Raw genomic sequence first — 24695 nt, forward strand, 5'->3', positions numbered from 1 at the left:
ACCGATACTATTCAGCTTTAACCTGCGATAGCTTTGAGGAACAAGGTCCAAGCAGCTAAATCATCTGCTGGGCCAGCAAAGATATTAAGTGCTGCCAAAATTACAAGTATTCCAGTTCCTGCTATCAATAACCCATGAATGAAACCGCTATTATTTTGTACAGAAGGATTATATTGACTAATTCGCTCCTGCACTTTTGAATTATCCATAGCTTCTTTCATTAGCCACTCAGGAACCTTGCTTCTGTCTGAGTTCTTCTTGTCGCATACTTGGAGGTTGTCTAGACGCATACAATAGATATGCGTACTTTTCTTGTAGAAATGAACGTGGTATACGTCACCGTTAAAATGCGGTGAATCAAGGCGGATACTATATGCAGTATTTTTTCCATCGCCATAGATCCATTGATTGCTGGCAGCAGACGCAGGGATTTCTAATATGAAAACGAGCGTCAGAATAAGTAAAAGACTTGTAACTAGATTTTGGATTTTTGTACTTGTTTTTATCATATGATTACCTCCTTTACATATCGGTAGTGTTAAGGTTTCTACTACTTAAATCGGCTTACCCCAGTAAAACAATGGTTCCGGATTTCATTTACCCCGATTAGACTGTAACTTCCCTATTTCTTCCTCTGAGTGACTAGGTATTTTTGTATTTTGCTTTTCAATCCATGTCAAACCAGGATTGAAGGCTCGTTTATTTTATGTTTTAAAGGGACAGGGATTAATAAAGCATAAATATAATGGCACAAGAGGATAGAATGGGGTCACTTTTTATACACTACCTACATATTACATACTACTTTTTCCATTCATTATATGCCTACGTACTTTTTTGAACCATATAATCACCTCCTTGAATGAGGTCAGCAGCCATGAGAAAAACTCAAAAGGCGCAGTAGTAATGAATTTTACGAAAGCTGATGACTTCTCACTCCAAAATTTATAGAGACAACCAGCTAAAAAGGGTATAATTTGCCGAGAAAATACGCCAAAAGGAGCTGGTCATATCCACCAAAAGGAACTTTTACAAGACATCAGTCTGCTCACATCATAATCCAAAGCAAAGTTTTACGATAAATTATTTTTGCATTTGTATCTAATGGTGCCTGAGATCAATGCATACCAAAACCGGAAGAATGCAAAAAGGGAATTTACCAGTTATCACAGACCACCTTAGATAATGCACTTGATACATATTTAGGCGGCTTGCAATCAGATATCGAAGCTGTAAAAAATGGCATTGATTAGAAATACAATAATGGCCTCACTTCAGGAAGCGTCAATAAGATCAAGTTTACCAAGCGTAACATGTATGGTCGGAACAACTTTCAATTGCTACGAGCCAAGCCTCTTTTGAATGATTGTTTTAAAGATGTTAGGGTATTTTATTATTGGAAACATGCCTTTTGTTTAATCACCTTTTCATAATATCTCATAAATAACAAGCAACATGTTGAGCCTAAAGTAAATACTGTCTCACTTTTTATTTTATAGTCTCTCAATATTCCATCATCTCCTCCAATTAATATAGGCTGCAAACTTCATATTTAACTCATGCTTATTTAACGTTTTTTATCTCTCCCTTAATCTGATATGCAATATGTAAATATTCTGTTTTAAAGAGATCGTTCGCCTTTAATGTATACCAATATTACGCTCATTGCAATCCATGTTCCAAAATTATACACGTTAAGTGCCAAAATTTGCACATTTCCAACTAAATAAGTATTAACCTGATAAAAAAAAAATAGCGTTAGGCCATTCAGCCTAAAAAGAGCCGCTGCTCTATAGGTAAAAATTCACCTATAGAGCAGCGGCTCCCATTACTCAATATGACGACAGATGCAGGCTATAAAAGCGAGGAGACACACTGGCTCCCCCCTTCTTATACATTTGAAGAGATAACGTGTTTATCTCATTATTTCACTTTTGGCTGCTGCTGAGTGATACAGTGGATATTTCCACCTCCAAATGCAATTTCTTCGGTACGGACACCAACCACTTTACGTTCCGGGTACATTTCCTGAACCTGCCTCAGAGCCAAAGCATCGTTTTCATCCCCATATTGCGGAACGATCACGCCGCCGTTCACTACAAGGAAATTCATATAAGAGGCAATGGATATTTCCCCGTTTTCCCGCGGAAGCGTTCCCTCTACCATATCAATGGCATCTGCCCCCTGTAACAATACCGGTTTTTTCGTAAGGCAGAGCTTATGTACTTTTAATCTGCGCCCCTTTGCATCCACTGCTTCGGATAATGCCTTATAAGCAGCCTGTGCCTCTTTATAAAAAGGATTCCCTTCATCCTCCGTCCAGATACATGCAACCTCTCCAGGTCTCACATACTGGACAACATCATCAATGTGCCCATTTGTTTCATTGGGATCAATGCCCTCCTTAATCCAGATCACTTTCCGGCAATTCAGATATTCATCCAGCATATTTTCGATTTCTTCTTTTGTTAAATGAGGATTCCTTCCTTCACTTAACAGGCACATCTCCGTTGTAATGACAGTTCCCTCTCCATCAACATGGAAGGATCCGCCTTCCAGCACAAAGCCTTCCGTACGATAGGAATCGATTTCTTCCATATCACATACTTTTTGTGCTACAAGGTCATCCTGATCCCAGGGGAAGTACAGTCCGTCTACCAGACCGCCCCATGCATTAAAGGTCCAGTCACAGCCCCGGATGCCGCCTTTATCATTGATTACAAAGGTCGGTCCGCAATCCCGGATCCAGGAATCATTGCTTGTCATTTCAACTACCCGTATATCAGAAGGAAGATGCGCACGGCAGTTTTGAAACTGCACAGGAGATGCGCATACCGTGACCGGTTCAAACCGGCGAATGGCTTTTGCCACTTCGGTAAATACAACCTGAGCAGGCTTTGCACCATTTCTCCAGTTGTCCGGCCTTTCCGGCCATAACATCCATATCCGTTCCTGTTCTTCGAATTCAGCAGGCATACGGTATCCGTCCTGCTTTGGAGTTGTATTTTCAATTCTCTTTGCCATGATTCATACCTTCTCTTTCTTATTTATCTCGTTTCCTGTTAACAATTGCCTCGCCTAATATGATGAATATCACCGCACCGATCGTAATCGGAAGAACTCCTTCCAGGGTTTCTGGATCAAAGCTTAAGGGAACAGCCGTAAAAATCAGGGCAACAACGATCAGCATCATTGGAATACCTGCTAAAACCTTTAAGAAAAACGAGCTTCCGGGGACTCGAAACGGCCGCTCTGTATCCGGGTCCAGCCTTCTAAGCTTTAGAAATGCCGGAAAAACCGGCAGGTAAGAAAGCAAAAACATAACCAGGTTCAATGCGAAGAAGCACCAGAATAAGTCCTGATTGGGGATAAACGGGGCAATGATCAAAACCAGGCTGGCGACCAGTCCGTTCATGATTGCTGCACCGACAGGCATATCATTCTTTTTACTTCTTATCTTAAATATCTTTGGCATATCTCCGTTATCCGCCGCATAGGCTGCCACGTTATTGACGCCCAGGGACCAGGAAATCATATTTCCAAAAAGTGTAAGCAGAAAACCAATGGCAACAACCGTTACGATGATCCCTCTCGTACTGCCTGTCAAAAGCTGGACACTTGCGATCAGACCGGTGCTGGTGCTGATCTGGTCAGAAGGAATCGCAACACCGATTCCGAATGCCATAAAAATATAAATGGCTGCTATGACCAGGCCGCCTGCGATGATCGACTGGGGGATCTGCTTTTTGGGATTTTCCATATCACCTGCAAAGGTACAGACCACTTCAAACCCAAGGCAGTTAAACAAAATAACTGATATGTAGGATAAGCTGTTTAAATCAAAGCTCGGAAGCAATGAGGATAATGTGTATTCGTTGGCAACTCCATGAGTGACCGCCCCATAAATGCCAAGGCCTCCCAGTGTCAGCGCTATTAAAATCTTGATAACGGCCGCTCCGTTTAAGATCCAGGCACTGTCACAAACCGAATAAAAGCTGATAAAAACAATAATCCATACAAAAGTAAGCTCGATCAACAAAGACGGTAGAAATCCCATCGGACTGCCGGTCAGCAGGTTTATGACCTCGGGGAACATCAGCGCCAAAGAAGCCATCCAAAGCGGAAAATTGATCCAGTAATACCAGGACACCCTTCCTCCCCATTTTTTCCCAAAGGCTTTTGACACCCAGTCATACAATCCACCATCCCCCTCATAGGTTGTCCCCAATTCTGATGAGATCAAGCCATATGGCAGTAAAAATGTTATTAAGAGGAAAATCCACCAGAAATACTGTGAATTACCGATCGCTGCCACCGGACCTGCTGCTTCTGCCACGAATACAACGCATATTACTGTCATAATGGCATCAATTAAACGAAACTTTTTCTTTGGCGCTTCCGACATAAGTACTCCCCCTATCTGATATGTCTTTCATTCATGAATGTCTCTAACTGTTCCTTTGCCGCTGCCATCTGCAGCTCACTGGGTGCCTGTTCTCTCTGATACTGGGTAAAATAAACCAGCAGGCCTCTCATTGCGGTCAGACGGTTTCCTGCTTCCAGAAATGCGATGGAGCTTTCACTGTCAAGCACTTCATCGGTTACATCTTCCCCTCTTGTCGCCGGCAGGCAGTGCATGAATTTGCAGCCGATATTTCCAAGAGACATCAAATCCCTGTTTACCTGATAATCCTTAAATGTAGCGACCCGCTCTTCCTTAGGAGTCTCGTTTTCATACAGTCCATACCACACATCCGTATAAATGAAGTCTGCGCCCCTCACGCTTTCACGGTTATCGGTTACTTCCCAGGTACCGCCGGAAATCCTGCAGTTCTCTTCCATGATCTTTTTGTGTTCTTCTAATAACTGGTTATTCTTAGGTCCGTAATGAACGAAATGCATTCCAAGCTTTGTGGTGATAAATCCAAGAGAAGCACATACCTGGGTTCCGTCACCGACAAAAACGACCTTGCATTCTTCCAGTTTCCTGCCTCTTGGCAGATGTTCTACTATGGTACAAAGATCACCGATTTCCTGGGTCGGGTGATTGTAGTCGCTCATGCCGTTTAATACAGGTATGGTGCATGATTTGGCTAATTCCACCACTGTCTTGTGCTCAATGACCCGGGTCATGACCACATCAATCATCTGGGACAGCACTCTTCCGGTATCTCCGATGGTCTCATGACCTCCAAGCTGAATCATGCCAGGTCCTAAGTACTGGGCATGTCCGCCAAGCTGTTCCATTGCGGTTTCAAAGGAAACCCGGGTTCTTGTAGAAGATTGCTGGAAAATCATCCCCAGTGTTTTGCCTTTCATCAAAGGCGGATTATAACCTGCTCTGATGCTTTTTTTAATTGCTAAAGACAGATCGATGATGTCCAGTAACTCCTCCTTTGTAAAATCATTGGTGTCAATAAAATGTGTTATTCCGTTTGCTTTCATGGCAAATCCTCCTTGAATAATTTTTAATGAATCAGTTAAATGTAAATGCCGTGCCTGTTTTTCCATCCAGGGCATCGATCGCCTTATCCAGGGATGTGATGATCGCCCGTTTTGATGGATTGGATCTTACAAATTTCATAGCTGCCTGAACCTTGGGCAGCATGCTTCCCGGGGCAAACTGGCCTTCCTCACAATACCTGTGTGCTTCATTAAGACTAAGATGATCCAGGTTCTTCTGATCCGGTTTATTGTAATTTACCGCCACCTTTTCAACTTCCGTTAAAATCATGAGTATGTCCGCATTCACCTGTTCTGCCAAAAGCTCCGCCGCAAAATCCTTATCAATGACAGCCGCTGTTCCATGTAAGGAACCCGTGGGATTTTCAATGACAGGAACTCCTCCTCCTCCGCATGTGATCACAATGGCCTTGGGCCACAACTCCTTAACCGCTTCCATTTCTACAATCTTTTTTGGTATGGGGGACGCAACCACCCTGCGGTATCCGCGGCCGGCATCCTCTTTCATGACGTATCCTTTTTCCGCTGTCAGAACGTCGGCTTCTTCTTTTGTATAGAAAGGCCCGATTGGTTTCGTTGGATTCTGAAAGGCCGGATCATTTTCCTCTACAACCACCTGGGTTGTGATGGTGACAACCGGAAAATTCTGATTCCGCTTATTGAGTGCATACTTCAGCCCCTGCTGCAAATGATATCCGATGTACCCCTGGGACATTGCTCCGCATACATCAAACGGCATGGGGGGTGTTACATTTTTTGCAGTTTCAGATGCCAGCAGGATTCTGCCGACCTGTGGTCCGTTTCCATGTACAATGGCCATTTCATACCCGCGCTCATTCAGTTCTGCTATATACCCGCAAGTCTTATGAACGACTGCAAGCTGCGCTTCGGCGGTTGCTTCTCCTTTTCCTGACTGGAGCGCATTTCCGCCTAAAGCAAGAACTATTTTTTCTGCCACCTGTAAAACCTCCTTTTTCTTTGTTTTGCTGTGATTTGCAGATCCACTGCGTTCTCACAAGACGAAAATAGCAGTTCACAAGCCGGTTGAGAATGCAACTGAGAGTTAGATATTTATAACACTTTACACCTTAATTCACATAAACTCTTCTAAACTTTTGTGCATTATGCACTAAAAAATGAGCTTTTTCTGAAATTTAACAGTTGAAAAAACTTTTTTATTTGCTATACTGTTAATAAATTACAACCGGGTTGACAAAAGACAGGAGGCATATATGACAAAGGGCATAACATTCATTTACAATCTGATTTTAATCATGGTTTATTCCGGCATCCTTTGGATGTCGTTCTCACTTTTTTTAAATGGGAAAGAAAAAATCCTGCTGTGGACAGGCATTTTATTCGGGGCAGCTTTGACGGATGATATTGTGATTTTCATGTCAGAAATGTTTGAGAATTTTGCGGAGTATTATAATAAGATTTTTATGATCGTTCCAACCCATAAAACATTGCTTTATCTAATCATGTCCCTGGGCTATCTGACCATTTTCAAGCGATTAGTAAATAAAAAAATCACCTGGTATGATTATGGAATCTTAGCAGTTTACGTGATTTTCATGCTTTTTGTACCTGCTATGAATAACAGTGCGTGGAAGATATGGCTTTATTTCCTGCCCAGCCAGCTTTATAATGCTTATATAGGTGCGGAAGTCTTAAGGATAATAAAAAAGAACCCTGAGGAATATCAGGATCCTTTCTATAAATGGTGTAAAAGACTTTTTTATATTACAGTTATCATGAATATCTGCATTATTGCGGAAGATACCATTGTAATTTTTCATTTTGATACTTATTCAAAATATTACATCAATATGAATAACAGAAGCTTTACCTCTGATATCTTATACCTTATCCACGCAGCGTTTTCTGCCGGTTACATTATGTACTACTTAAAAATATCATTCAGGAATAACACCATAGTGTCGAACGTAACCAGCCATACCCGGGAAAGCCTGCCCTCCGATATCGAAGAAAGCATATTGTATCATTTCAGTGATGAATACCATCTGACAGCCCGGGAACGTGAGATTTTAAAAGTGCTTCTCATGGATAAGACCAATCAGGAAATAAGCGATGATTTCTATATCTCACTTGGAACCGCGAAAACCCATGTTCATAACATTTTCCAAAAGATAGGGGTTGTAAAACGTCCTCAGCTCCTTGATATCTATGAAATATACCGCAAAGAACAATTAAAAAAAGAACCGGAAAATGAAACACCGGCCCCATAAGCCTTACCCGGCCTGGGAACGGTGTGTTTTTATTTCAGCATATGAATAAATAGCCCGCTGCGCAGCTTTGGTTCGAACCAGGTGGATTTCGGAGGCATCAGCCGTCCTGCATCCGCCACGTCAAACAGTTCTTCAATGGATGTGGGATACATGGAAAATGCCACCGTCATATCCTCGGCACAACGCTTTTCCAACTCCTTAAGTCCCCGGATCCCACCGATAAAATCAATTCTCTTATCCGTTCTTGGATCTCCAATCCCCAGAACAGGGCCTAAGAGATTGTCCTGAAGAATGGATACGTCAAGGCCTTTTACCGGATCCGGTGATTTCAATGAATCCCTGGCCTTTAAACAGTACCACGTCTGATTCAGATACAATCCAAACATTCCTTTTTCCGAAGGCGCATAAGGCTCCGCTCCGACGCAGGCCACTTCAAAGAACTCCTGTATGTTATGAAGAAAATCCGTTTCCGAAAGTCCGTTTAAATCCTTTACCACACGGTTATAAGGCATAATCATCAGCTGATCATCGGGAAACAGCACGGAAAGAAAATAATTAAACGGTTCCTCTCCCGTAAATCCCTGATTTTCCCGGCGTCTTTTTAAACCTACCTTAACAGCGGAAGCAGCCCTGTGATGGCCATCCGCTATATAAGTGGCCGGAATTCCATGAAAAGCCTCTTCAATCATATGGATCATATCTGCATTATCAATCCGCCATACCTTGTGGCTGATCCCATCTTCTAAGACGAAATCATAGAGCGGCTTTGTGCCTGTTTTTAAATCCACAATTTTATTAATCGCTTCATTGGAACGGTAAGCCAGGAAAATGGGACCGGTCTGGGCGTCTGTGGTATCCACATGGCGGATCCGGTCCACTTCCTTTTCCTCCCTGGTGTTTTCGTGTTTTTTGATCACGCCGTTTATGTAATCATCAATGGAGGAGCAGGCCACAATTCCGGTCTGGCTCCGCCCGTCCATGATCAGCTTATAAATATAATAGGCTTCCAGACGGTCTTCCTCGAAAATTCCGTCCTTGATCCAGCTATTCAGCATTTCGCCGGCCTTTTCATAGACACGGTCATCATAGATGTCCACATCATCGGAAAACTGGGTTTCCGGCCTGTCTATGTTTAAAAATGACTTAGGATTGGCTGCCGTCACCTGACAGGCCTCCCTACGGTTATATACATCATAAGGAAGGGCTGCCACCAGATGGGCATACCGTTCATCCGGCCGGACGCATTGAAATGGTTTTACAATCGCCATAGTATCTCCTTTATTTAATGACTCTCACCCGGAGTACGCCTTTGATGGCGTTTAACTTCTGTATGCTCACGGCATCTGCGGCACTCTCTAAATCAAGCAGGGTATAAGCGTACTTTTCGCGGCTCTTATTGGTCATATCGGAGATGTTTACGTCTCCTGCTGCCAGCGTTCCCGTGATCTGTCCGATCATGTTCGGAATATTTAAGTGAAGCACCGCGATACGGCTGGCCGCCTTGCATATTCCCATGTCACAGGCAGGGAAGTTTACGGAGTTGCGGATGTTGCCGTTATCAATGTAATCCATGATTTCCTCTACTGCCATCCTGGCGCAGTTATCCTCGGATTCTTCCGTGGAGGCACCTAAATGGGGAATCACAATGGCTCCTTCCATATGAATGGACTTGGGATTCGGAAAATCCGTCACATATTTCTTTACCTTGCCGGATTTTAAGGCAGCCGCCATATCGTCCTCATTGACCAGGACATCTCTTGCAAAGTTCAGGACTACAACACCATCCTTCATGTTATCCAGAGCGGCTTTGTCAATCATGCCCTTTGTGGCATCCAATAACGGAACATGAAGGGTTATGTAATCGCACTCCTTGTAAATGGTATCCACAGAGGTGATATGCTTGATGTTTCTGGAAAGTCTCCATGCCGCGTTTACGGAAATAAACGGGTCATATCCATAGACCTCCATCCCAAGAGAGGAGCAGGCATTGGCCACTTCTGCTCCAATGGCGCCAAGGCCGATGACTCCCAGCTTCTTGCCCTTAATCTCACAGCCTGCAAATGCTTTCTTGGCTTTTTCCGCGGATTTTGCAATGTTTTCGTCGCCCTTGTTGGCCTTGCACCAGTCAATGCCTCCATCAATATCGCGGGAAGCCAGCATGAGTCCTGCAATGACCAGTTCCTTCACTCCATTGGCATTGGCTCCCGGCGTATTAAACACCACGATCCCCTCTCCGGCACATGCATCCAGAGGGATGTTATTGACTCCGGCACCGGCTCTTGCAATTGCTAAAAGCCCCTCCGGCAGTTCCATTTCATGCATGGAAGCGCTTCGGACCAGAACGCCTTCTGCTTCCTTTATCTCATCCGTTAGCGTGTAATCTTCTGTAAACAATGCGGTGCCATAACCGGAAATCGCATTGAGGCAATGAATCTTTTTCATGGTTTCTAATCCCCTTCCTGTATGCTTATTTCGTGTACTTCGCTTCAAAATCCTTCATAAAGGATACCAGCGCCTCCACGCCTTCGGTTGGCATGGCATTATAAATGCTGGCACGCATACCGCCTACGGTCCTGTGGCCTTTTAAGTTTTCGAATCCTGCTGCCTTGGACTCTTTTACAAACAACGCATCCAGTTCTTCCTTTCCGGTTACAAATGGAACGTTCATAAGAGAACGGTCCTTCTTTACTACCGTACCGGTAAACATCCGGCTCTGATCCAGATAATCGTAAAGGAGGGCTGCTTTCTTTTCATTGGTTTCTTTCATGGCAGAAAGGCCGCCCCGGTTCTTTAACCATTTAAACACCTTTCCGCATATGTAAATGCCATAAGCAGGCGGTGTGTTATAAAGTGAATCCGCATCGGCATGGGTCTTATAACGGAGCATGGTAGGCGTTTCCGGAAGTACGTCCTCCCGGATTAAATCTTCCCGGATGATGGTGATGACCACTCCTGCAGGCCCCACATTTTTCTGGGCGCCGGCAAAAATCAGGCCGTATTTTGAAACGTCAACAGGTTCAGATAAGAAACAGGAGGAGAGGTCAGCTACCAGTGTTTTTCCTTTTGTATTCGGCAATGTTTTGTACTTTGTGCCGTAAATCGTATTGTTTTCACAGATGTAGACATAATCCGCATTCCCGGAAATCGGTAAATCCGAAACATCCGGGATATAACTGAAGGTCTTATCAGCGCTTGATGCGACCGCATTGGCCGTACCGTAAAGCTTCGCTTCCTGATATGCCTTTTTCGCCCACTGTCCTGTGATGATGTAATCTCCCACACGGTTCTTAAATAAGTTCATCGGAACCATGGCAAACTGCTGGGAGGCACCGCCCTGCAAAAACAATACCTTATAATTGTCCGGAATACCCATTAAGTCCCGTAAATCCGCTTCTGCTTCGCCTATGATGGTCTCGAACATTTTTGACCTGTGGCTCATCTCCATTACGGACATTCCACAGCCCCTGTAATCCATCATTTCTTCCGCGGCTTCTCTTAAGACTTCTTCCGGCAGTACGGCTGGTCCTGCGGAAAAATTGTACACTCTGCTCATATCTCTTCCTCCTCATATTTGGGGATTTTCTCCCCTGAATTACTGATTGTTAAATCTTTAAATCTTCTGCGTCAAAAACATCCTGAATCGGCGCTCCCGGAGATACCATAGGAAACACCTTGTCATCACAATGGATCTGACAATCTATAACAACAGGAACGTTTCGCTCCATGGCCTCCTTAAGAACCGGCTCAAATTCTTCCTTGCTGGTTACCCGGTAAGCCTTAGCTCCCATTCCTTCTGCTACCTTTACAAAATCTACCTGGTCATTAAGTACTGTATGTGAATAACGCTTTCCATAGAACAGGGTCTGCCACTGGCGGACCATGCCCAGCACATGGTTGTTTAAAACCACCTGGATAATGGGAACGTTATAACGGACTGCCGTGGCGATCTCATTCATATTCATACGGAAACACCCGTCTCCGGCTATATTTATGACCACCTTATCCTTACAGCCAAGCTTTGCTCCGATGGACGCTCCCAGTCCGTAGCCCATGGTTCCAAGGCCTCCGGAAGTAATAAAGCTTCTTGGATATTTATACTGATAAAACTGGGCCGCCCACATCTGATGCTGCCCTACTTCCGTAGTAATGACAGCATCGCCCTGGGTCATCTCATAAATCTTTTCTATGATATAAGGTCCGGTCAGAATGCTCTTATCGTAGCGCATGGGGTACATATCCTTCATGCGGTCAATGTGTGCCCGCCATTCCTCATGGTTTATGGGATCCAGGCGGGCATTTAACTTCTTTAAGATCACCTTTACATCACCGATCACACTGGCATAGGCTTTTACATTCTTATTGATTTCTGCCGGGTCTACATCAAACTGAAGGATCTTTGCTTTCCGCGCGAACCTGGATGCATTGCCGGTCACCCGGTCGCTGAACCGGGCTCCCACTACGATCAGAAGGTCGCACTCGGTTATTCCGAAATTTGAGGTTTTGGTCCCGTGCATACCAACCATTCCGGTATACAGTTCATCGGTCCCGTTAAATGCCCCTTTTCCCATAAGGCTGTCTGCCACCGGGGCCTGGATCTTGTGAGCGAAGCAATGGAGTTCTTCCGACGCATTGGCCGTAACCGCACCGCCGCCTACAAAAATATACGGTTTTTCCGATTTCCGGATCAGCTGCAATGCTGTTTCCAAGTCCTCTGACCGGATCGTATCCTCCTGCCGTACGATTGGCTCCGGAGCCTGATATTCATACTCATAGGTGCTGGCTGTTACATCCTTTGTAATGTCTACCAGCACAGGACCCGGTCTGCCGGTCTGTGCGATTTCAAAGGCCCGGCGTATGGTGTCCGCCAGCTTTGTGATATCCTTCACAATGAAGTTGTATTTGGTAATGGGCATGGTTACACCGGTAATATCGATTTCCTGAAAGCTGTCACGTCCCAGCATGCCAACAGCCACGTTACACGTAATTGCCACCATTGGGATGGAGTCCATAAACGCGGTAGCAATACCGGTTACCAGATTAGTGGCCCCAGGCCCTGAGGTTGCCATGCAAACCCCAACTTTCCCGGTAGCCCTTGCATATCCGTCAGCCGCATGGGCCGCTCCCTGTTCGTGGGCGGGCAGGATATGATTTATCTCATCCTGATATTTATAAAGGGCATCGTATATATTCAGGATCGTGCCGCCAGGATATCCGAAAACAGTATCCACTCCCTGTTCCTTCAGGCATTCTATTACAATCTCTGCTCCTTTTAATGTCTTCATAGGCTGCTCTCCTTTATCTTTATATTTCCAGAATGGCTCCCCGGCTTGCAGGGGCTGCCATAGCCGCATAGCGGGCCAGATATCCTGAGGTCACCTGTGGCTTTCTTGGCTGCCACTTTGCCTTTCTTGCAGTCATTTCTTCGTCCGATACGTTTACGTCCAGCCGGTGGTTATCAATATCGATGGAAATGATGTCTCCCTCTTCTACCAGGGCAATGGGACCTCCCACTGCCGCCTCCGGACATGCATGCCCGATGGAAGCGCCTCTGGAAGCGCCGCTGAAACGGCCGTCTGTAATGAGCGCCACTGAAGAACCAAGCCCCATGCCTGCAATGGCGGAGGTCGGATTTAACATTTCTCTCATGCCGGGGCCTCCCTTTGGACCTTCGTAGCGGATAACGACCACATCCCCGGCCACGATCCTGCCGCCCTTGATGGCTGCAATGGCATCCTCTTCACAGTCAAATACTCTTGCCGGGCCTTCATGCTTTAACATCTCAGGTGCCACAGCAGAGCGTTTTACCACTGCAGAATCGGGAGCCAGGTTTCCTTTTAAAATGGCAATGCCGCCGGTCTGGCTGTAAGGATTTTCCACCGGCCGGATCACATCCGGATCTTTATTTACACAGTCCCTTATATTCTTTCCGACCGTTTTCCCTGTCACGGTCATACAGTCTAATTCCAGAAGCCCCAGCTTGCTGATCTCATTCATGACTGCGTAAATGCCGCCCGCTTCATTCAGATCTTCTATATAAGTAGGACCTGCCGGAGCCAGGTGGCAAAGGTTGGGAGTTTTTGCGCTGATTTCATTTGCAATCTCCAAATTTAGATCCACACCCGCCTCATGAGCGATAGCCGGAAGGTGAAGCATGCTGTTGGTACTGCATCCAAGCGCCATATCCATGGTCAGGGCATTGCGGAATGCTTTTTCTGTCATGATATCGCGGGGGCAGATATTTTCCCGGAACATTTCCATAACCGCCATTCCCGCGTGCTTTGCTAATTTAAGCCGTTCGGAATACACTGCCGGTATGGTTCCATTTCCGCGTAATCCCATACCGAGAACTTCGGTCAGACAGTTCATGCTGTTGGCCGTATACATACCGGAGCAGGAGCCGCAGGTCGGACATGCCTTTTGCTCAAATTCCTTTACATCCTCTTCCGTCATATTCCCTGCAGCATAAGCGCCGACCGCTTCAAACATGCTGGATAAGCTGGTTTTATGCCCATGCACACGTCCTGCCAACATTGGTCCGCCGCTGACGAACACTGTAGGTATATTAATACGGGCTGCTGCCATTAAAAGTCCAGGTACATTCTTATCACAGTTGGGAACCATAACCAATGCATCAAAGGCGTGGGCTCTAGCAAGACATTCAGTAGAATCCGCAACCAGGTCCCTGGTAACCAGTGAGTACTTCATGCCGATATGTCCCATGGCAATTCCATCGCAGACCGCAATGGCGGGGACCATCACCGGTGTGCCGCCTGCCATGGCGACTCCCATTTTGACGGCATCGACTATTTTGTCCAGGTTCATATGGCCCGGTACGATTTCATTATAAGAACTGACAATACCGACCAGAGGCTTCTCCATCTCTTCCTCAGTCATTCCCAGCGCGTTAAACAGGGAACGGTGAGGTGCCTGCTGCATTCCTTTTTTTACTGAATCACTCTTCATCTGCTGCACACTCCTTTTCTTTTTTCATAACTTTCTGATTATATGGAAATCCGGGAGCGGTCAAAAACGATACGTTTTCTTCCGCTTCCGGCAATTATCTTCCTATCCGCTCTGCGATAAGATCGCCCATCTCAGCCGTGGAAGCTTTTTTACAACTCTCAGACATAATATCAGCCGTCCGGTACCCTTCCGCTAACACCTTCTGCACCGCAGCTTCCACTGCATCCGCTTCCCTGTCTAAATCAAAGGAATAACGAAGCATCATGGCCCCCGAAAGAATGGTGGCTATGGGATTTGCAATATTCCTGCCCGCAATATCCGGTGCTGAACCATGGCTTGGTTCGTACATGCCAAATTTGCTTTCATTCATGCTGGCCGAAGAGAGCATTCCGATGGACCCGGTAATCATGCTGGCTTCATCGGATAAAATATCACCGAACATGTTCTCCGTCAGAATTACATCGAACTGTCCCGGATTCATGACAAGCTGCATCGCACAGTTATCAACCAGCATATGGGACAGTGCAACTTCCGGATAATCCTTTGCCACTTCTTCCACCACGCTTCTCCAAAGTCTGGAAGAATCCAGCACATTTGCTTTATCCACGCTGACCACCCGTTTCTTCCGTTTCATGGCAATATCAAAAGCTTTAACGGCAATTCTTCTGATCTCATTCTCATTATAGGTAAGAGTATCCACAGCAGTCATCACGCCATCCACTTCTTTGGTATACCGGTCCCCGAAATACAGGCCGCCCGTCAGTTCTCTCATAATGACCATATCAAAGCCTTCCCCGATGATCTCTTTCTTTAAGGGACAGGCCCCAGCCAGTTCTTTATAGAGATAAGCAGGACGGATATTGGCAAATAAATTAAGACCCTTGCGGATTGCCAGCAGCCCCGCTTCAGGTCTCAGATCCGGTGCCACATCGTACCATCTTGAATTTCCCACATTTCCGCCAACTGCTCCAAGAAGGACGGAATCACTGTTTTTTGCTGTTTCCAATGCTTCCTTCGTTAAGGGAACACCATACGTATCAATGGAAATACCGCCCATTAAAACTTCCGTATACTGAAATTCATGGCCGTATACAATTCCCACTTTATCAAGAACCTTTCTCGCTTCGCCAATGATTTCAGGCCCAATCCCGTCACCAGGGATCACTGCAATGTTGTAATTCATCTCTACTTCTCCCTCTATGTCACTGTACTATGCTAATGTATTTCTTCTCATAATAGAACATTTATCGGGATTTTTCAACTAAAATAAAATAATTTTACTGGAAAAGAATATATGAGATTGGAATTGAAACCATAAATGTAAGTTATGGAAGAGCTAAACAAGGCTTTTTCGCTAAATACAAAGCAATCGTATCGTTAAGTATTATTTTATTTCCCGCATTTATAATAGCTTCACGAACTCCGTTATAGAAGTTTGATTTATATGGTTCTTGTAATGTAATATGTTCTACCTGGGTACTGGCTAAGTATTCAATATACTCCTCCGCGGTATACACTCTTGTCCTTTTCCAATCACGGTAATTGTAATCAACAAAACCGTAATTGACAACATTATCGTAATTCAGACTGCATGTATATTTTGTTTCAACATGGAAATGTTCATCATATACTTTTTGTATTGCATCATACAATGCTCTATTCGATGTTTTTTCATCTGTAAGCGTCATAAACATCGCTAATGTTCCTCCGCTATTAAGAAGATTATACACCTTCGGAAAACAGATTTTTTCCGGTATCCACTGTATCGTTGCCGCTGAGAAAACCAAGTCGAATTTTTGATTGCCAAAGTCATGGATTTCAAAGTCGTCGTTTACTATATTGAAATTAATATAAGAACCGAATTTCTTCTTTGTAAAATCCACAAAATGTTCACCGAGTTCAATTGCTGAATAATTGCAGCCGGTTTTTAGAAAAGGCTCGGTGGCCTGCCCCGTTCCAGGGCCAATCTCAAGTACTGATTTACTTGCATCAATTTCTGCATAATTAATCACATCAGCAAAAAGTTCATCACAATAGCGTGATCTCCATTTATCAAACTTCTCTGGAATTGTATCAAATGTTTTTCGAAAATCCATACCATTCACCTCCACATAATATAAAAAATCTTATCTAAAATAGAATTTATCAGGATAACCTCATGTATAAGATCAGATAGGGATTTCCTTGTTCATCTGTATCAGACCGTTTATAAACATGAAATCCCATATGTTCGTAAAACCCTATTGCTTGTGGGTTTTGTTCATTTACACCTAATTCATTTACATTATATTTTTCTATTCCGTATTGAAGAAGTTCCTTTCCGACTCCTCTGCCCTGCTCATCTGGGGAAACAAAAAGCATTTCTAGCTTTTGTTCCTCAATTCCCATAAATGCGATGGGTTCGTCATTATTTGTTGCAATTATCAAGTGTGCAACACCATTTAAAGCATTTGGAACATATTCTGCAATCTTCTCAATTTCATCATCTGTTAAAAACATATGAGTAGCTTTTACTGACTTTTTCCAGACCTTAAACAACTTATCTATTAGTATTTTGTCTCTATTTTCTGCATTAACAATATTCATGATATACCGCCTTTGATTTTTCGATGTCTAATTTATTTTCTACTGCAAACCAAACTCAGATTTCAGATTTTCAAATCTAACTTTTTCATGCTCTGCCACATCTAATAGAGGGTTATATAAACAGTGTTGCATAACATCCGCATCGATTAATACCTCATCAAAAGAAGAATGTCTTACACCTTTCCTGCTATGGTTATAAATTGCACTGCAAATCATATCAATTTCCTTACTGTCAAAAATACATAGAGAGTTTAAAATTTCCCTTGCCATGAGAGAACCTTTATGGGCATGATCTTTTGTATCCAAGGTTGAATAGGAATAAATATCATGAAGCATACCCGCTATTGTTGCTAACTCCACATTTTCACTTCTTTTTATGGCTATCATTGCACAAGCTTGTGAAACACCATACAAATGCAAATAACCACATCTTCTTTCTGCAGGATCTGACATATTCAAAAGTACGATGTCCACATATTCTCTCACTTTTTCAATTCTATTCATGTTCAGCGCTCCTTAGCCTAATACAAATAATCTTAATAAATAGAATACTACTGATCTTACTAACTAACAATAAAAATTTTTAATATTCAACAATGCGTTAAATTATACATAAAAAACTACTAACTATATAGCTAGTAGTTTTTTATGTATAATTTAACTTTATAGGCTTCGTATTACGCTCAAAATGGGAAAATTTTTAAATATATAGCTTATTAACTTCTCCATTCATAATATAGGGTAAAAATTGCTGTATCTTATTAAAAGGCCAATTCCACCATTGTATCTGCTGTAATTTATTAATTGTTTCTTCATTAAAACGCCTTTTGACTTCTTTTGCAGGAATACCGCCAACAACTGTATATGGAGGGACATCCTTTGTTACGACTGCTCTCGTCCCTATGATTGCACCGTCACCAATATGAACGCCAGATAATATAACTGCTTCATATCCTATCCAAACATCATTACCAATTACAATATCACCTTTATTATCCCATGCTGATTTAACATGTATTTTATCTAAATCCCATTCTTCAAAGAATATTGGAAACGGATAGGTTGAAAGTGATTTAAGGGTGTGATTGGCACTGGTAAACAGGAACTTTGCACCACAGGCTATGGAACAAAACTTGCCAATAATCAATTTGTCATTATTAACAGGATAGTGATATAGTACATTATTCTTCTCAAAATGCGCAGGGTCCGAAACAAAATCATTATACATAGTATAATCGCCAACTATAATATTGGGATTTGTAATTATATCTTTTAAATATACTGTTTCAAAGTCATTGGTCCGCGGATATACTTTTTTATCTGGAATAGTCATAAAATCCTCCTGATTTTTATTCTTTACTCAACTATTCCAGTCATTACAATGCACATTTTCACTTTATCACCAGCCTTAAATTATATAAATAAGCTTCATGAATAGAGTACCACACAGCTTACTAACTATCAATATTGATTTTTCAATGCCTAACAACTTATTTAAATCCTGATTGAATCATTAATCTATTTCCCAATTATTGCTTTGCATTCCATTTTTTATATATTACATATCTATTACATTTATGTTACAATAAAATCACTTCAAAGAAAGCAAAAAAATAAGGGAGGTTATGTATCATGACTTTTGACTTTAGCTCATGTAACTTTAGTGATTTACTAGAATTGATTTCCCAGTTTTGCAAATAGTTTTTCACAACAGGTTCAGCCATAAAGGCTGAACCTGTTTTAATTTTATACCTCTGTAAATATCTCTTTTCCATCATTGTTATTATAAAATGTAAATTGTAAAATGAACTATAACTTTATCGCTTTTATTATAAAAGATAATGGAAAATACTGTAATGCTGTCACACCAAACCAACTGTCAGCCATTTTATCCCACCCAGCCTTATTATTGCTTAATATTACTGACCCCATTTGAAAAAGGCAGAAAAGGGAAAGTCATCCCTTTCGGTTCCGGTCTTAATAACTCTCCTGCCGAAACGGATAACTTACCCTTCTCTATCTTTTTTCCTTTATGTATCCCACCTAAATTCCTTTTTCCACAGTAAGGCACTTATCAATGGAAGCCTTTTCAATTTCATTAATATTGGAAGAATCTTCTGTGCGTGTGTAATAGCAGCTTGAATCGTCATTTAATGAGCCTACGAACAGGGTAAATGTCTCATCCTTGCCATTTTTCTCATAGGTATAGGAGATAACGGCAGTAGGATTATCCAGCCCGTAGCCGGCCAGCTCGCTGTCCTGTACCTTATAATTGGGACAGCTTTTCACCGTCAGGCTGCATAGGGAATCTGCCAGGACATTTAAACCGGAGTTGTCGGAGAGCTTATTGTCCGGTTTATCTGCTGAATCCCGGTACCATTCAATGGTCCCTTTCTCATCATCAAGCTTTTTTTTCACGTAATATTCCCTGTTCCCGGCTTTTGTTATGGTTATACTCTGTATATCGGTTCCTGCAATGGAAGGAAATTCTTCCAGGGCCATTAAATCGTCAAGTCCGCTGTCTGTCTCACTGTAAAGGGAAGAACTGATCAGATAAGGCATATCTTCTCCTTCAATGATAGCATAATAATTGCCGTCCTGGGTGGAATTGCCCAGCAAGATTACTGATTTCTTTCCGTCACCGGAGGTGACAGTTACCTTCCGCACCGGTTTATCCAGGCCATAAGCGCTTAAACTGTCGCCTCCATCAAGTTTCCGCAAAGCCTCCAGCTTTGATGCCGTCGATGCCAGAGAATCGATTTTCATCTGCTTTACCGGGAATATCTCATCCCCATCATATTTCCATGTACCGTCTTTTTTCGTGAAGGACAGCTCCTGGCCGTTAAAATCATAGGAAACAGCGGAAACCGATGAGAGGTCCGTCATATAAACTTTGGACTCCTCCTCTTGTTTTTTCGTTTTTTCCTGGGAGCGGTCCATATACTGTCCCACTCCCACATAAACCACACAAAGAACTGCCAGGGCTGCCACTCCGTATAAAAGGCCGTTTTTCTTTTTCATTTCTGCTCCTCCTTCTACAAACGCCGGCGTTTCAGCCAGATGACCAGCCCGGCCGCCAGTGTCACGACTGGAATAACAAAGATGAACAGGATTCCCCACATACCGCCGTGAGTCACGGTATTATACGTTACCTCCAGACTCTTTGACGGAATTGACACATTGGAAACGTCATCGAAATTGGCTGTTACCGCGTTCATGAAAAGGCGCAGGTTTGTCAAATTGGAAAAGCTGGTGTTCAGCCCCTCATCGATAAGAGAAGGTGTGCTGAGCACGGTTAAACGGGCGGATCCGGAATCCAGGGTCTTCACGGATACCGCGCCCAGGATATAGGTCCCCTTTGTCTGCTTGTCAGCCGTTACTAACATGCCGCCGTCGCTTGTCTGCATAAAGGCCGTTACTTCCACGCCTTCCGGTAAGTCTTTTTTCTGGGTCAACGCCGCGGACTGAAGCACCAGGGCCGCGCTTTTCGTATCAATACCGTTTGTTATTTCACTTCCTGCCTGGATGGACGGGAAGATGTAATATGGGTTGTTCTGGTAAAAGCTCTTAGTGTCTGCCGCCAGGCCATTTTCCAGATTCAGGCCGTAATCATTGATCAGAGCATTGAGATTGGGCCGGTCCTTATCCGAGTATCCGGCAAGTATCATCACATTACCGCCGCTGTTTAAGTACTTAGAAATCATTTCCTTTTCATCCTTTGCCAGGTCGGCAGACGGAGCATTGAGAAGCAAAAGCTCGCAGTCTTCCGGAATACCGCCCCCGGTAAGAAGATTTAAGGAAGTTACCGTTAAGCTGGATTTTTTAAGCATATCGGAAACCGTTGCTCCGAGAGCGGTTTCTCCATGCCCCTCTGTCACATAAACCGTTTTCTGTACATCACTGGTTATGTGGGAAATGGCTCCGGTAAGCTGGCCTTCTCCGTCAAATTCCGTTTCCTTGGCCTGCCCATAGTAATAGTACGACATTTCATCCATTTTGATGATATCCGCCAAAGCAATGGTTTCTGTCTTGTTTGTGGAATCACAGCTTACCAAAAGTGTGTTGTCCTCTGCCTTTAATTTCTTCACCTGATCCGGATGAAGGACGGAATCCACGGTTACTACTTTAATGTGTCCGGATAAATCCTCATACCGTTTTAAAAAGCTTGTGATCCGTTTGTCTACGGATTCCGGATTGGCCACCACATAAATCGTAACGTCTTTATCAAGCGCTGCAAGCAGATCCCGGGTGGTTCCGCCCAGTGTATAAATCTGGGTGCTGCTCATATCCCATTGCCGTACCTTTTCCGGAAGACGGCCTACTATCATGTTTAATATCACCACGGCAGCTATGACAATCACGGAAAGTATCGCCGTATAGCCGCCTTTTTTTAATTTTCTGGTCATTTCCATCCTCCTAACTCCATCTGCGTTTCTCTACGGACTGTACGGTCAAGAATATCAGCAGGAATATAATGCTGATATAATAGACCAGCCCGCCCGCGTCAAAGATGTAATGATCGGCAAAATTCTGGAATACATCCGTTACCGCGATCTTTCCCATAACGTTTGTCAGGGCGCGGTCAAAAAGGTCTTTTTTCACAAGATAGAACCCCACAATGCAAAGGATACCAGCCACCTCCAGAATGGCTGCGAGCAGATTGTGGTTTGTCACCCGGTAAATGATAAAGACAGCCAGAGTCCACAGGATCAGAAAGCCTGCCGCAGAGCCTGAGGCTGTCGTAGGAAGAAATCCTGTCAGGCTGGGCCATAAAAGCAGCAGTAAAATGATTCCAAAGGTTCCTACCGCGGCAATGATCTGGCTTTCAGTCAGGGATGAGAGGAACATCCCGATTGCAATGTAAACACATCCCAGCAGGAAAAAAGCCAGGATAGCGGCATAATCCGCTTTTAAATGAGCCGTTCCGTTCATCTTAATGATGAGAGGACAGATGCCGGAAAGCAATACCGGAACCGCAAATACGGTTATCATGGAAAAATATTTTCCCAGCACCATTTTGGTAACCGATACGGGAGAAGTAAGCAGGAGCTGGTCCGTCTTCGTCTTTCTGTCATCTGCAAAGCTTCTCATAGTCAGTACCGGAATGCCGATCATAATGATGGTCACCATGCCGGAAAGAGTATAGGAAAAGTACGGATATCCGCTCATCATGTTATAAGCCATAAAATAAATTCCTACGAACAATACCATAAAGGCAATAAATACGTATCCGGTCATGGACTGGAAGTAGGATTTTAATTCTCTTTTATAGATTGCAGCCATTATTCTTCATCCCCCTCTCCGCTTTCTTCCTCTTCCGGCAGGTCTTCGCCGGTAAGACCTGTGTCTTCATCGTTCTCTGCCCGGTCCGCGTTCTCTGTCTCTTCTTCCGCTTCTGTACCGGCTGCTTCCGCGTCGGCGGTCAGTTCAAGGAATACTTCCTCCAGCGATGCCTTTGTGGACTGCATGGAAAGAATGGGAAGCCTCTGGCCGGCAAATGCAAAGAAAATGGCTTCACGGATATCGTCTCCGTTCCCTTTCTCCTCCGTGCTGATGCGGAAAGCCACCTTTCTGATTCCTTCCTCGCCGCTCTCCCGGACCGTTACATCCACTGCCTGCACAATGGCCTCCAGGGTCTCATGTATCTGCTCCTCTGTCGCTTTCACCAAAAGCTCCATGCCGGCCGTACCGGCCATCTGCCGTTCCAGATTCTCCGGAGTATCGCTGGCTATCAGCCTGCCACGGTCAATGATCATGATGTGGTCGCATACCGCGCTGACCTCTGAAAGAATATGAGAGCTTAAAATAACCGTATGCTCCCGCCCAAGCTTTCGGATCGTATCCCGGATCTCAATGATCTGCTTCGGATCCAGGCCTACGGTCGGCTCATCCAGTATGATCACCGGAGGCAGCCCGAGGACCGCCTGTGCCAGGCCCACACGCTGTTTGTAGCCCTTGGACAGATTCCGGATCAGACGTCCTTTTACATCGGTAAGCTTTGCAAGTTCCATTGCCTCTGCAACGGACTCACTTCGTTCCTTTTTGGGGATCTTTTTTAATTCCGCTGCAAACATCAGCTGCTCTTCTACGGTCATGTCCATATAAAGCGGGGGCTGCTCCGGCAGATAGCCGATGCATTTCTTTGCTTCCTCCGCATCTTCCAGAATGTTGTGGCCGTTGATCAGTACATCGCCCTCCGTAGCACCGATGTATCCGGTCATAATGTTCATAGTGGTGGATTTCCCGGCTCCATTTGGTCCCAAAAAACCATAAATCTGGCCATCATGGATGGTAAAGCTCAAATGATCCACAGCCAGATGTCCGCCATAATCCTTTACCAGGTTCCTGACTTCAATCAACTCTTTCTCCTCCTGTTCTTCTTTTCGCATTTTTGCGTCCTTACATAGGTTAAAAGGGAATTGTGAAAATTGTGTGATATATTTTTGATTATTGTGTGATAAAAGTATGAAATATTTCGACATAAAACGCACAAAAAGCCTGGGCGGCGGCCGCTGCCCAGGCAATCCGGATCATTTAAATGATCACTTTACTGCTAACTTATTTACCTTATAGTAAAACATATACTGCTGAAGGATCCCGGCATAGCCCTGATACCGTTTAAGCGGAAATCCCTGCGGATAGTGGAGCTCTAATATCTGTTTTACATGAGTATCCACCGGAAACGCTCCAATATGGTGAAGGCCGAACAGGCAGACGCAGTCCGCTACCTTCCGCCCGATCCCGTACTGTTCCATTAACATGCTGTGGGCCCCTTCATATTCCGCCTTTTTTAAGTCCTCAAGCCACGCCTTTCCCTCCGGCCCGCTGCATTTTTCGGCAATGGCCAGAATGTATTTGTCCCGGTAACCGAGGCCCAGACCGGAAAGTCCCTCCATACCGGCCCCGGCGATCACCTCCGGCTCCGGAAACGCATGATAGCCTCTTTCCTCTTCTTTCCAGTCCCCATCGGAAGACAGAAAGAAACCGGTCGCCTTCTTTTTGACGCCGAACCGGTTACATAGTTCTTCCACGCTTCCTGTAATCCGGGTGATGTTATTGTTCTGGGAGATTAAAAAGGTCACAATCATTTCCCATAAGTCCTGATTTAAGATCCGTACGCCCCAGCCCCATTTCACGGCTTCCTTAAGGTAAGTATCTTCCGGAGATACATGCTTTTTATAGTTGCCGTAATCGGTCTGCAGGTCAAAATAACCGGCCCACCTTTCGTTAAATTCTGTTTCCTCACAGGAAAACAGAAAACCATCCGTTTCCTTGACTGCTTCCACATAATCCCCTGCTGCCGCAACCGCCCAGACTTTGTTTTTCTCATCCCTTCTCCGAATGCGGAAGCACTGGCCGGATCTGGCAATCTGCTCTAAATCCATATCATTTATCTGAATCCGGTACATATTAAGCATCTCTCCATTCTCTTAT

General features: G+C 44.1%; 21 protein-coding genes. 1 reads left to right on the top strand and 20 read right to left on the bottom strand.

Annotated features, from left to right (window positions below):
* Nucleotides 1-17 precede the first annotated feature (17 nt).
* From BQ9856_RS03590 to arcC, 5 genes are all read right to left on the bottom strand, one after another.
* On the bottom strand, nucleotides 18-509 hold the full coding sequence (locus BQ9856_RS03590; protein ID WP_077609741.1) for a hypothetical protein: 492 nt from the start codon (nucleotides 507-509) through the stop codon (nucleotides 18-20).
* A 1414-nt stretch (nucleotides 510-1923) separates the two neighbouring features.
* The gene (gene aguA / locus BQ9856_RS03595; protein WP_077609742.1) at nucleotides 1924-3024 is read right to left on the bottom strand and encodes an agmatine deiminase; all 1101 of its coding nucleotides are present in this window, start codon (nucleotides 3022-3024) and stop codon (nucleotides 1924-1926) included.
* A gap of 19 nt (nucleotides 3025-3043) precedes the next feature.
* A complete protein-coding gene (locus BQ9856_RS03600; RefSeq protein ID WP_077609743.1) occupies nucleotides 3044-4405 on the bottom strand; it encodes an APC family permease in 1362 nt (453 codons plus the stop codon).
* An 11-nt stretch (nucleotides 4406-4416) separates the two neighbouring features.
* Nucleotides 4417-5445 carry a putrescine carbamoyltransferase gene (gene ptcA / locus BQ9856_RS03605; RefSeq protein ID WP_077609744.1) on the bottom strand — a complete coding sequence of 343 codons (1029 nt, stop codon included), beginning with the start codon at nucleotides 5443-5445 and terminating at the stop codon, nucleotides 4417-4419.
* Between the two features lie 31 nt (nucleotides 5446-5476).
* Entirely contained in the window at nucleotides 5477-6421 is a 945-nt protein-coding gene (gene arcC / locus BQ9856_RS03610) for a carbamate kinase (protein ID WP_077609745.1), read from the bottom strand.
* A 274-nt stretch (nucleotides 6422-6695) separates the two neighbouring features.
* Between arcC and BQ9856_RS03615 the strand changes: the two genes are divergently transcribed.
* A complete protein-coding gene (locus tag BQ9856_RS03615) occupies nucleotides 6696-7712 on the top strand; it encodes a response regulator transcription factor (RefSeq protein WP_077609746.1) in 1017 nt (338 codons plus the stop codon).
* A gap of 29 nt (nucleotides 7713-7741) precedes the next feature.
* Here the strand turns inward: BQ9856_RS03615 and BQ9856_RS03620 are convergent, their stop codons facing one another.
* The 15 genes from BQ9856_RS03620 to BQ9856_RS03690 all read right to left on the bottom strand — a co-directional run bounded on the left by BQ9856_RS03620 (nucleotide 7742) and on the right by BQ9856_RS03690 (nucleotide 24670).
* A complete protein-coding gene (locus BQ9856_RS03620) occupies nucleotides 7742-8980 on the bottom strand; it encodes a DUF1015 domain-containing protein (protein WP_077609747.1) in 1239 nt (412 codons plus the stop codon).
* A gap of 10 nt (nucleotides 8981-8990) precedes the next feature.
* On the bottom strand, nucleotides 8991-10154 hold the full coding sequence (locus BQ9856_RS03625) for a phosphoglycerate dehydrogenase (RefSeq protein WP_077609748.1): 1164 nt from the start codon (nucleotides 10152-10154) through the stop codon (nucleotides 8991-8993).
* Between the two features lie 25 nt (nucleotides 10155-10179).
* Nucleotides 10180-11265, bottom strand: a complete 1086-nt coding sequence (serC, locus tag BQ9856_RS03630; RefSeq protein WP_077609749.1) for a 3-phosphoserine/phosphohydroxythreonine transaminase — start codon at nucleotides 11263-11265, stop codon at nucleotides 10180-10182.
* A gap of 49 nt (nucleotides 11266-11314) precedes the next feature.
* The gene (ilvB, locus tag BQ9856_RS03635; RefSeq protein ID WP_077609750.1) at nucleotides 11315-12994 is read right to left on the bottom strand and encodes a biosynthetic-type acetolactate synthase large subunit; all 1680 of its coding nucleotides are present in this window, start codon (nucleotides 12992-12994) and stop codon (nucleotides 11315-11317) included.
* 19 nt (nucleotides 12995-13013) lie between these two features.
* Nucleotides 13014-14675 (bottom strand): dihydroxy-acid dehydratase, encoded by a 1662-nt coding sequence (gene ilvD / locus BQ9856_RS03640; RefSeq protein ID WP_077609751.1) that lies wholly within the window; start codon nucleotides 14673-14675, stop codon nucleotides 13014-13016.
* 94 nt (nucleotides 14676-14769) lie between these two features.
* Nucleotides 14770-15858 carry a 3-isopropylmalate dehydrogenase gene (gene leuB, locus BQ9856_RS03645; RefSeq protein WP_077609752.1) on the bottom strand — a complete coding sequence of 363 codons (1089 nt, stop codon included), beginning with the start codon at nucleotides 15856-15858 and terminating at the stop codon, nucleotides 14770-14772.
* A gap of 142 nt (nucleotides 15859-16000) precedes the next feature.
* Nucleotides 16001-16771, bottom strand: a complete 771-nt coding sequence (locus BQ9856_RS03650) for a class I SAM-dependent methyltransferase (protein WP_077609753.1) — start codon at nucleotides 16769-16771, stop codon at nucleotides 16001-16003.
* A gap of 49 nt (nucleotides 16772-16820) precedes the next feature.
* Complete coding sequence (locus BQ9856_RS03655) at nucleotides 16821-17261, bottom strand: GNAT family N-acetyltransferase (RefSeq protein ID WP_077609754.1); 441 nt, start codon at nucleotides 17259-17261, stop codon at nucleotides 16821-16823.
* A 39-nt stretch (nucleotides 17262-17300) separates the two neighbouring features.
* Nucleotides 17301-17765: an HD domain-containing protein gene (locus BQ9856_RS03660; protein WP_077609755.1), complete on the bottom strand. Its 465-nt coding sequence runs from the start codon at nucleotides 17763-17765 to the stop codon at nucleotides 17301-17303.
* Nucleotides 17766-17961: 196 nt separating this feature from the next.
* The gene (locus BQ9856_RS03665) at nucleotides 17962-18594 is read right to left on the bottom strand and encodes a CatB-related O-acetyltransferase (RefSeq protein ID WP_077609756.1); all 633 of its coding nucleotides are present in this window, start codon (nucleotides 18592-18594) and stop codon (nucleotides 17962-17964) included.
* A gap of 710 nt (nucleotides 18595-19304) precedes the next feature.
* Nucleotides 19305-20282, bottom strand: a complete 978-nt coding sequence (locus tag BQ9856_RS03670) for a DUF4340 domain-containing protein (RefSeq protein ID WP_077609757.1) — start codon at nucleotides 20280-20282, stop codon at nucleotides 19305-19307.
* A gap of 14 nt (nucleotides 20283-20296) precedes the next feature.
* Nucleotides 20297-21667: a GldG family protein gene (locus tag BQ9856_RS03675; protein WP_077609758.1), complete on the bottom strand. Its 1371-nt coding sequence runs from the start codon at nucleotides 21665-21667 to the stop codon at nucleotides 20297-20299.
* Nucleotides 21668-21677: 10 nt separating this feature from the next.
* Nucleotides 21678-22544, bottom strand: a complete 867-nt coding sequence (locus BQ9856_RS03680; protein ID WP_077609759.1) for an ABC transporter permease — start codon at nucleotides 22542-22544, stop codon at nucleotides 21678-21680.
* On the bottom strand, nucleotides 22544-23650 hold the full coding sequence (locus BQ9856_RS03685; RefSeq protein WP_442855467.1) for an ABC transporter ATP-binding protein: 1107 nt from the start codon (nucleotides 23648-23650) through the stop codon (nucleotides 22544-22546). The genes BQ9856_RS03680 and BQ9856_RS03685 overlap by 1 nt, the downstream gene beginning before the upstream one ends.
* Before the next feature lie 153 nt (nucleotides 23651-23803).
* Nucleotides 23804-24670 (bottom strand): DNA glycosylase, encoded by an 867-nt coding sequence (locus BQ9856_RS03690; protein ID WP_077610027.1) that lies wholly within the window; start codon nucleotides 24668-24670, stop codon nucleotides 23804-23806.
* Nucleotides 24671-24695 lie beyond the last annotated feature (25 nt).

The sequence above is a fragment of the Clostridium sp. Marseille-P2415 genome, from assembly GCF_900155545.1.
Taxonomy (GTDB): domain Bacteria; phylum Bacillota; class Clostridia; order Lachnospirales; family Lachnospiraceae; genus Lacrimispora.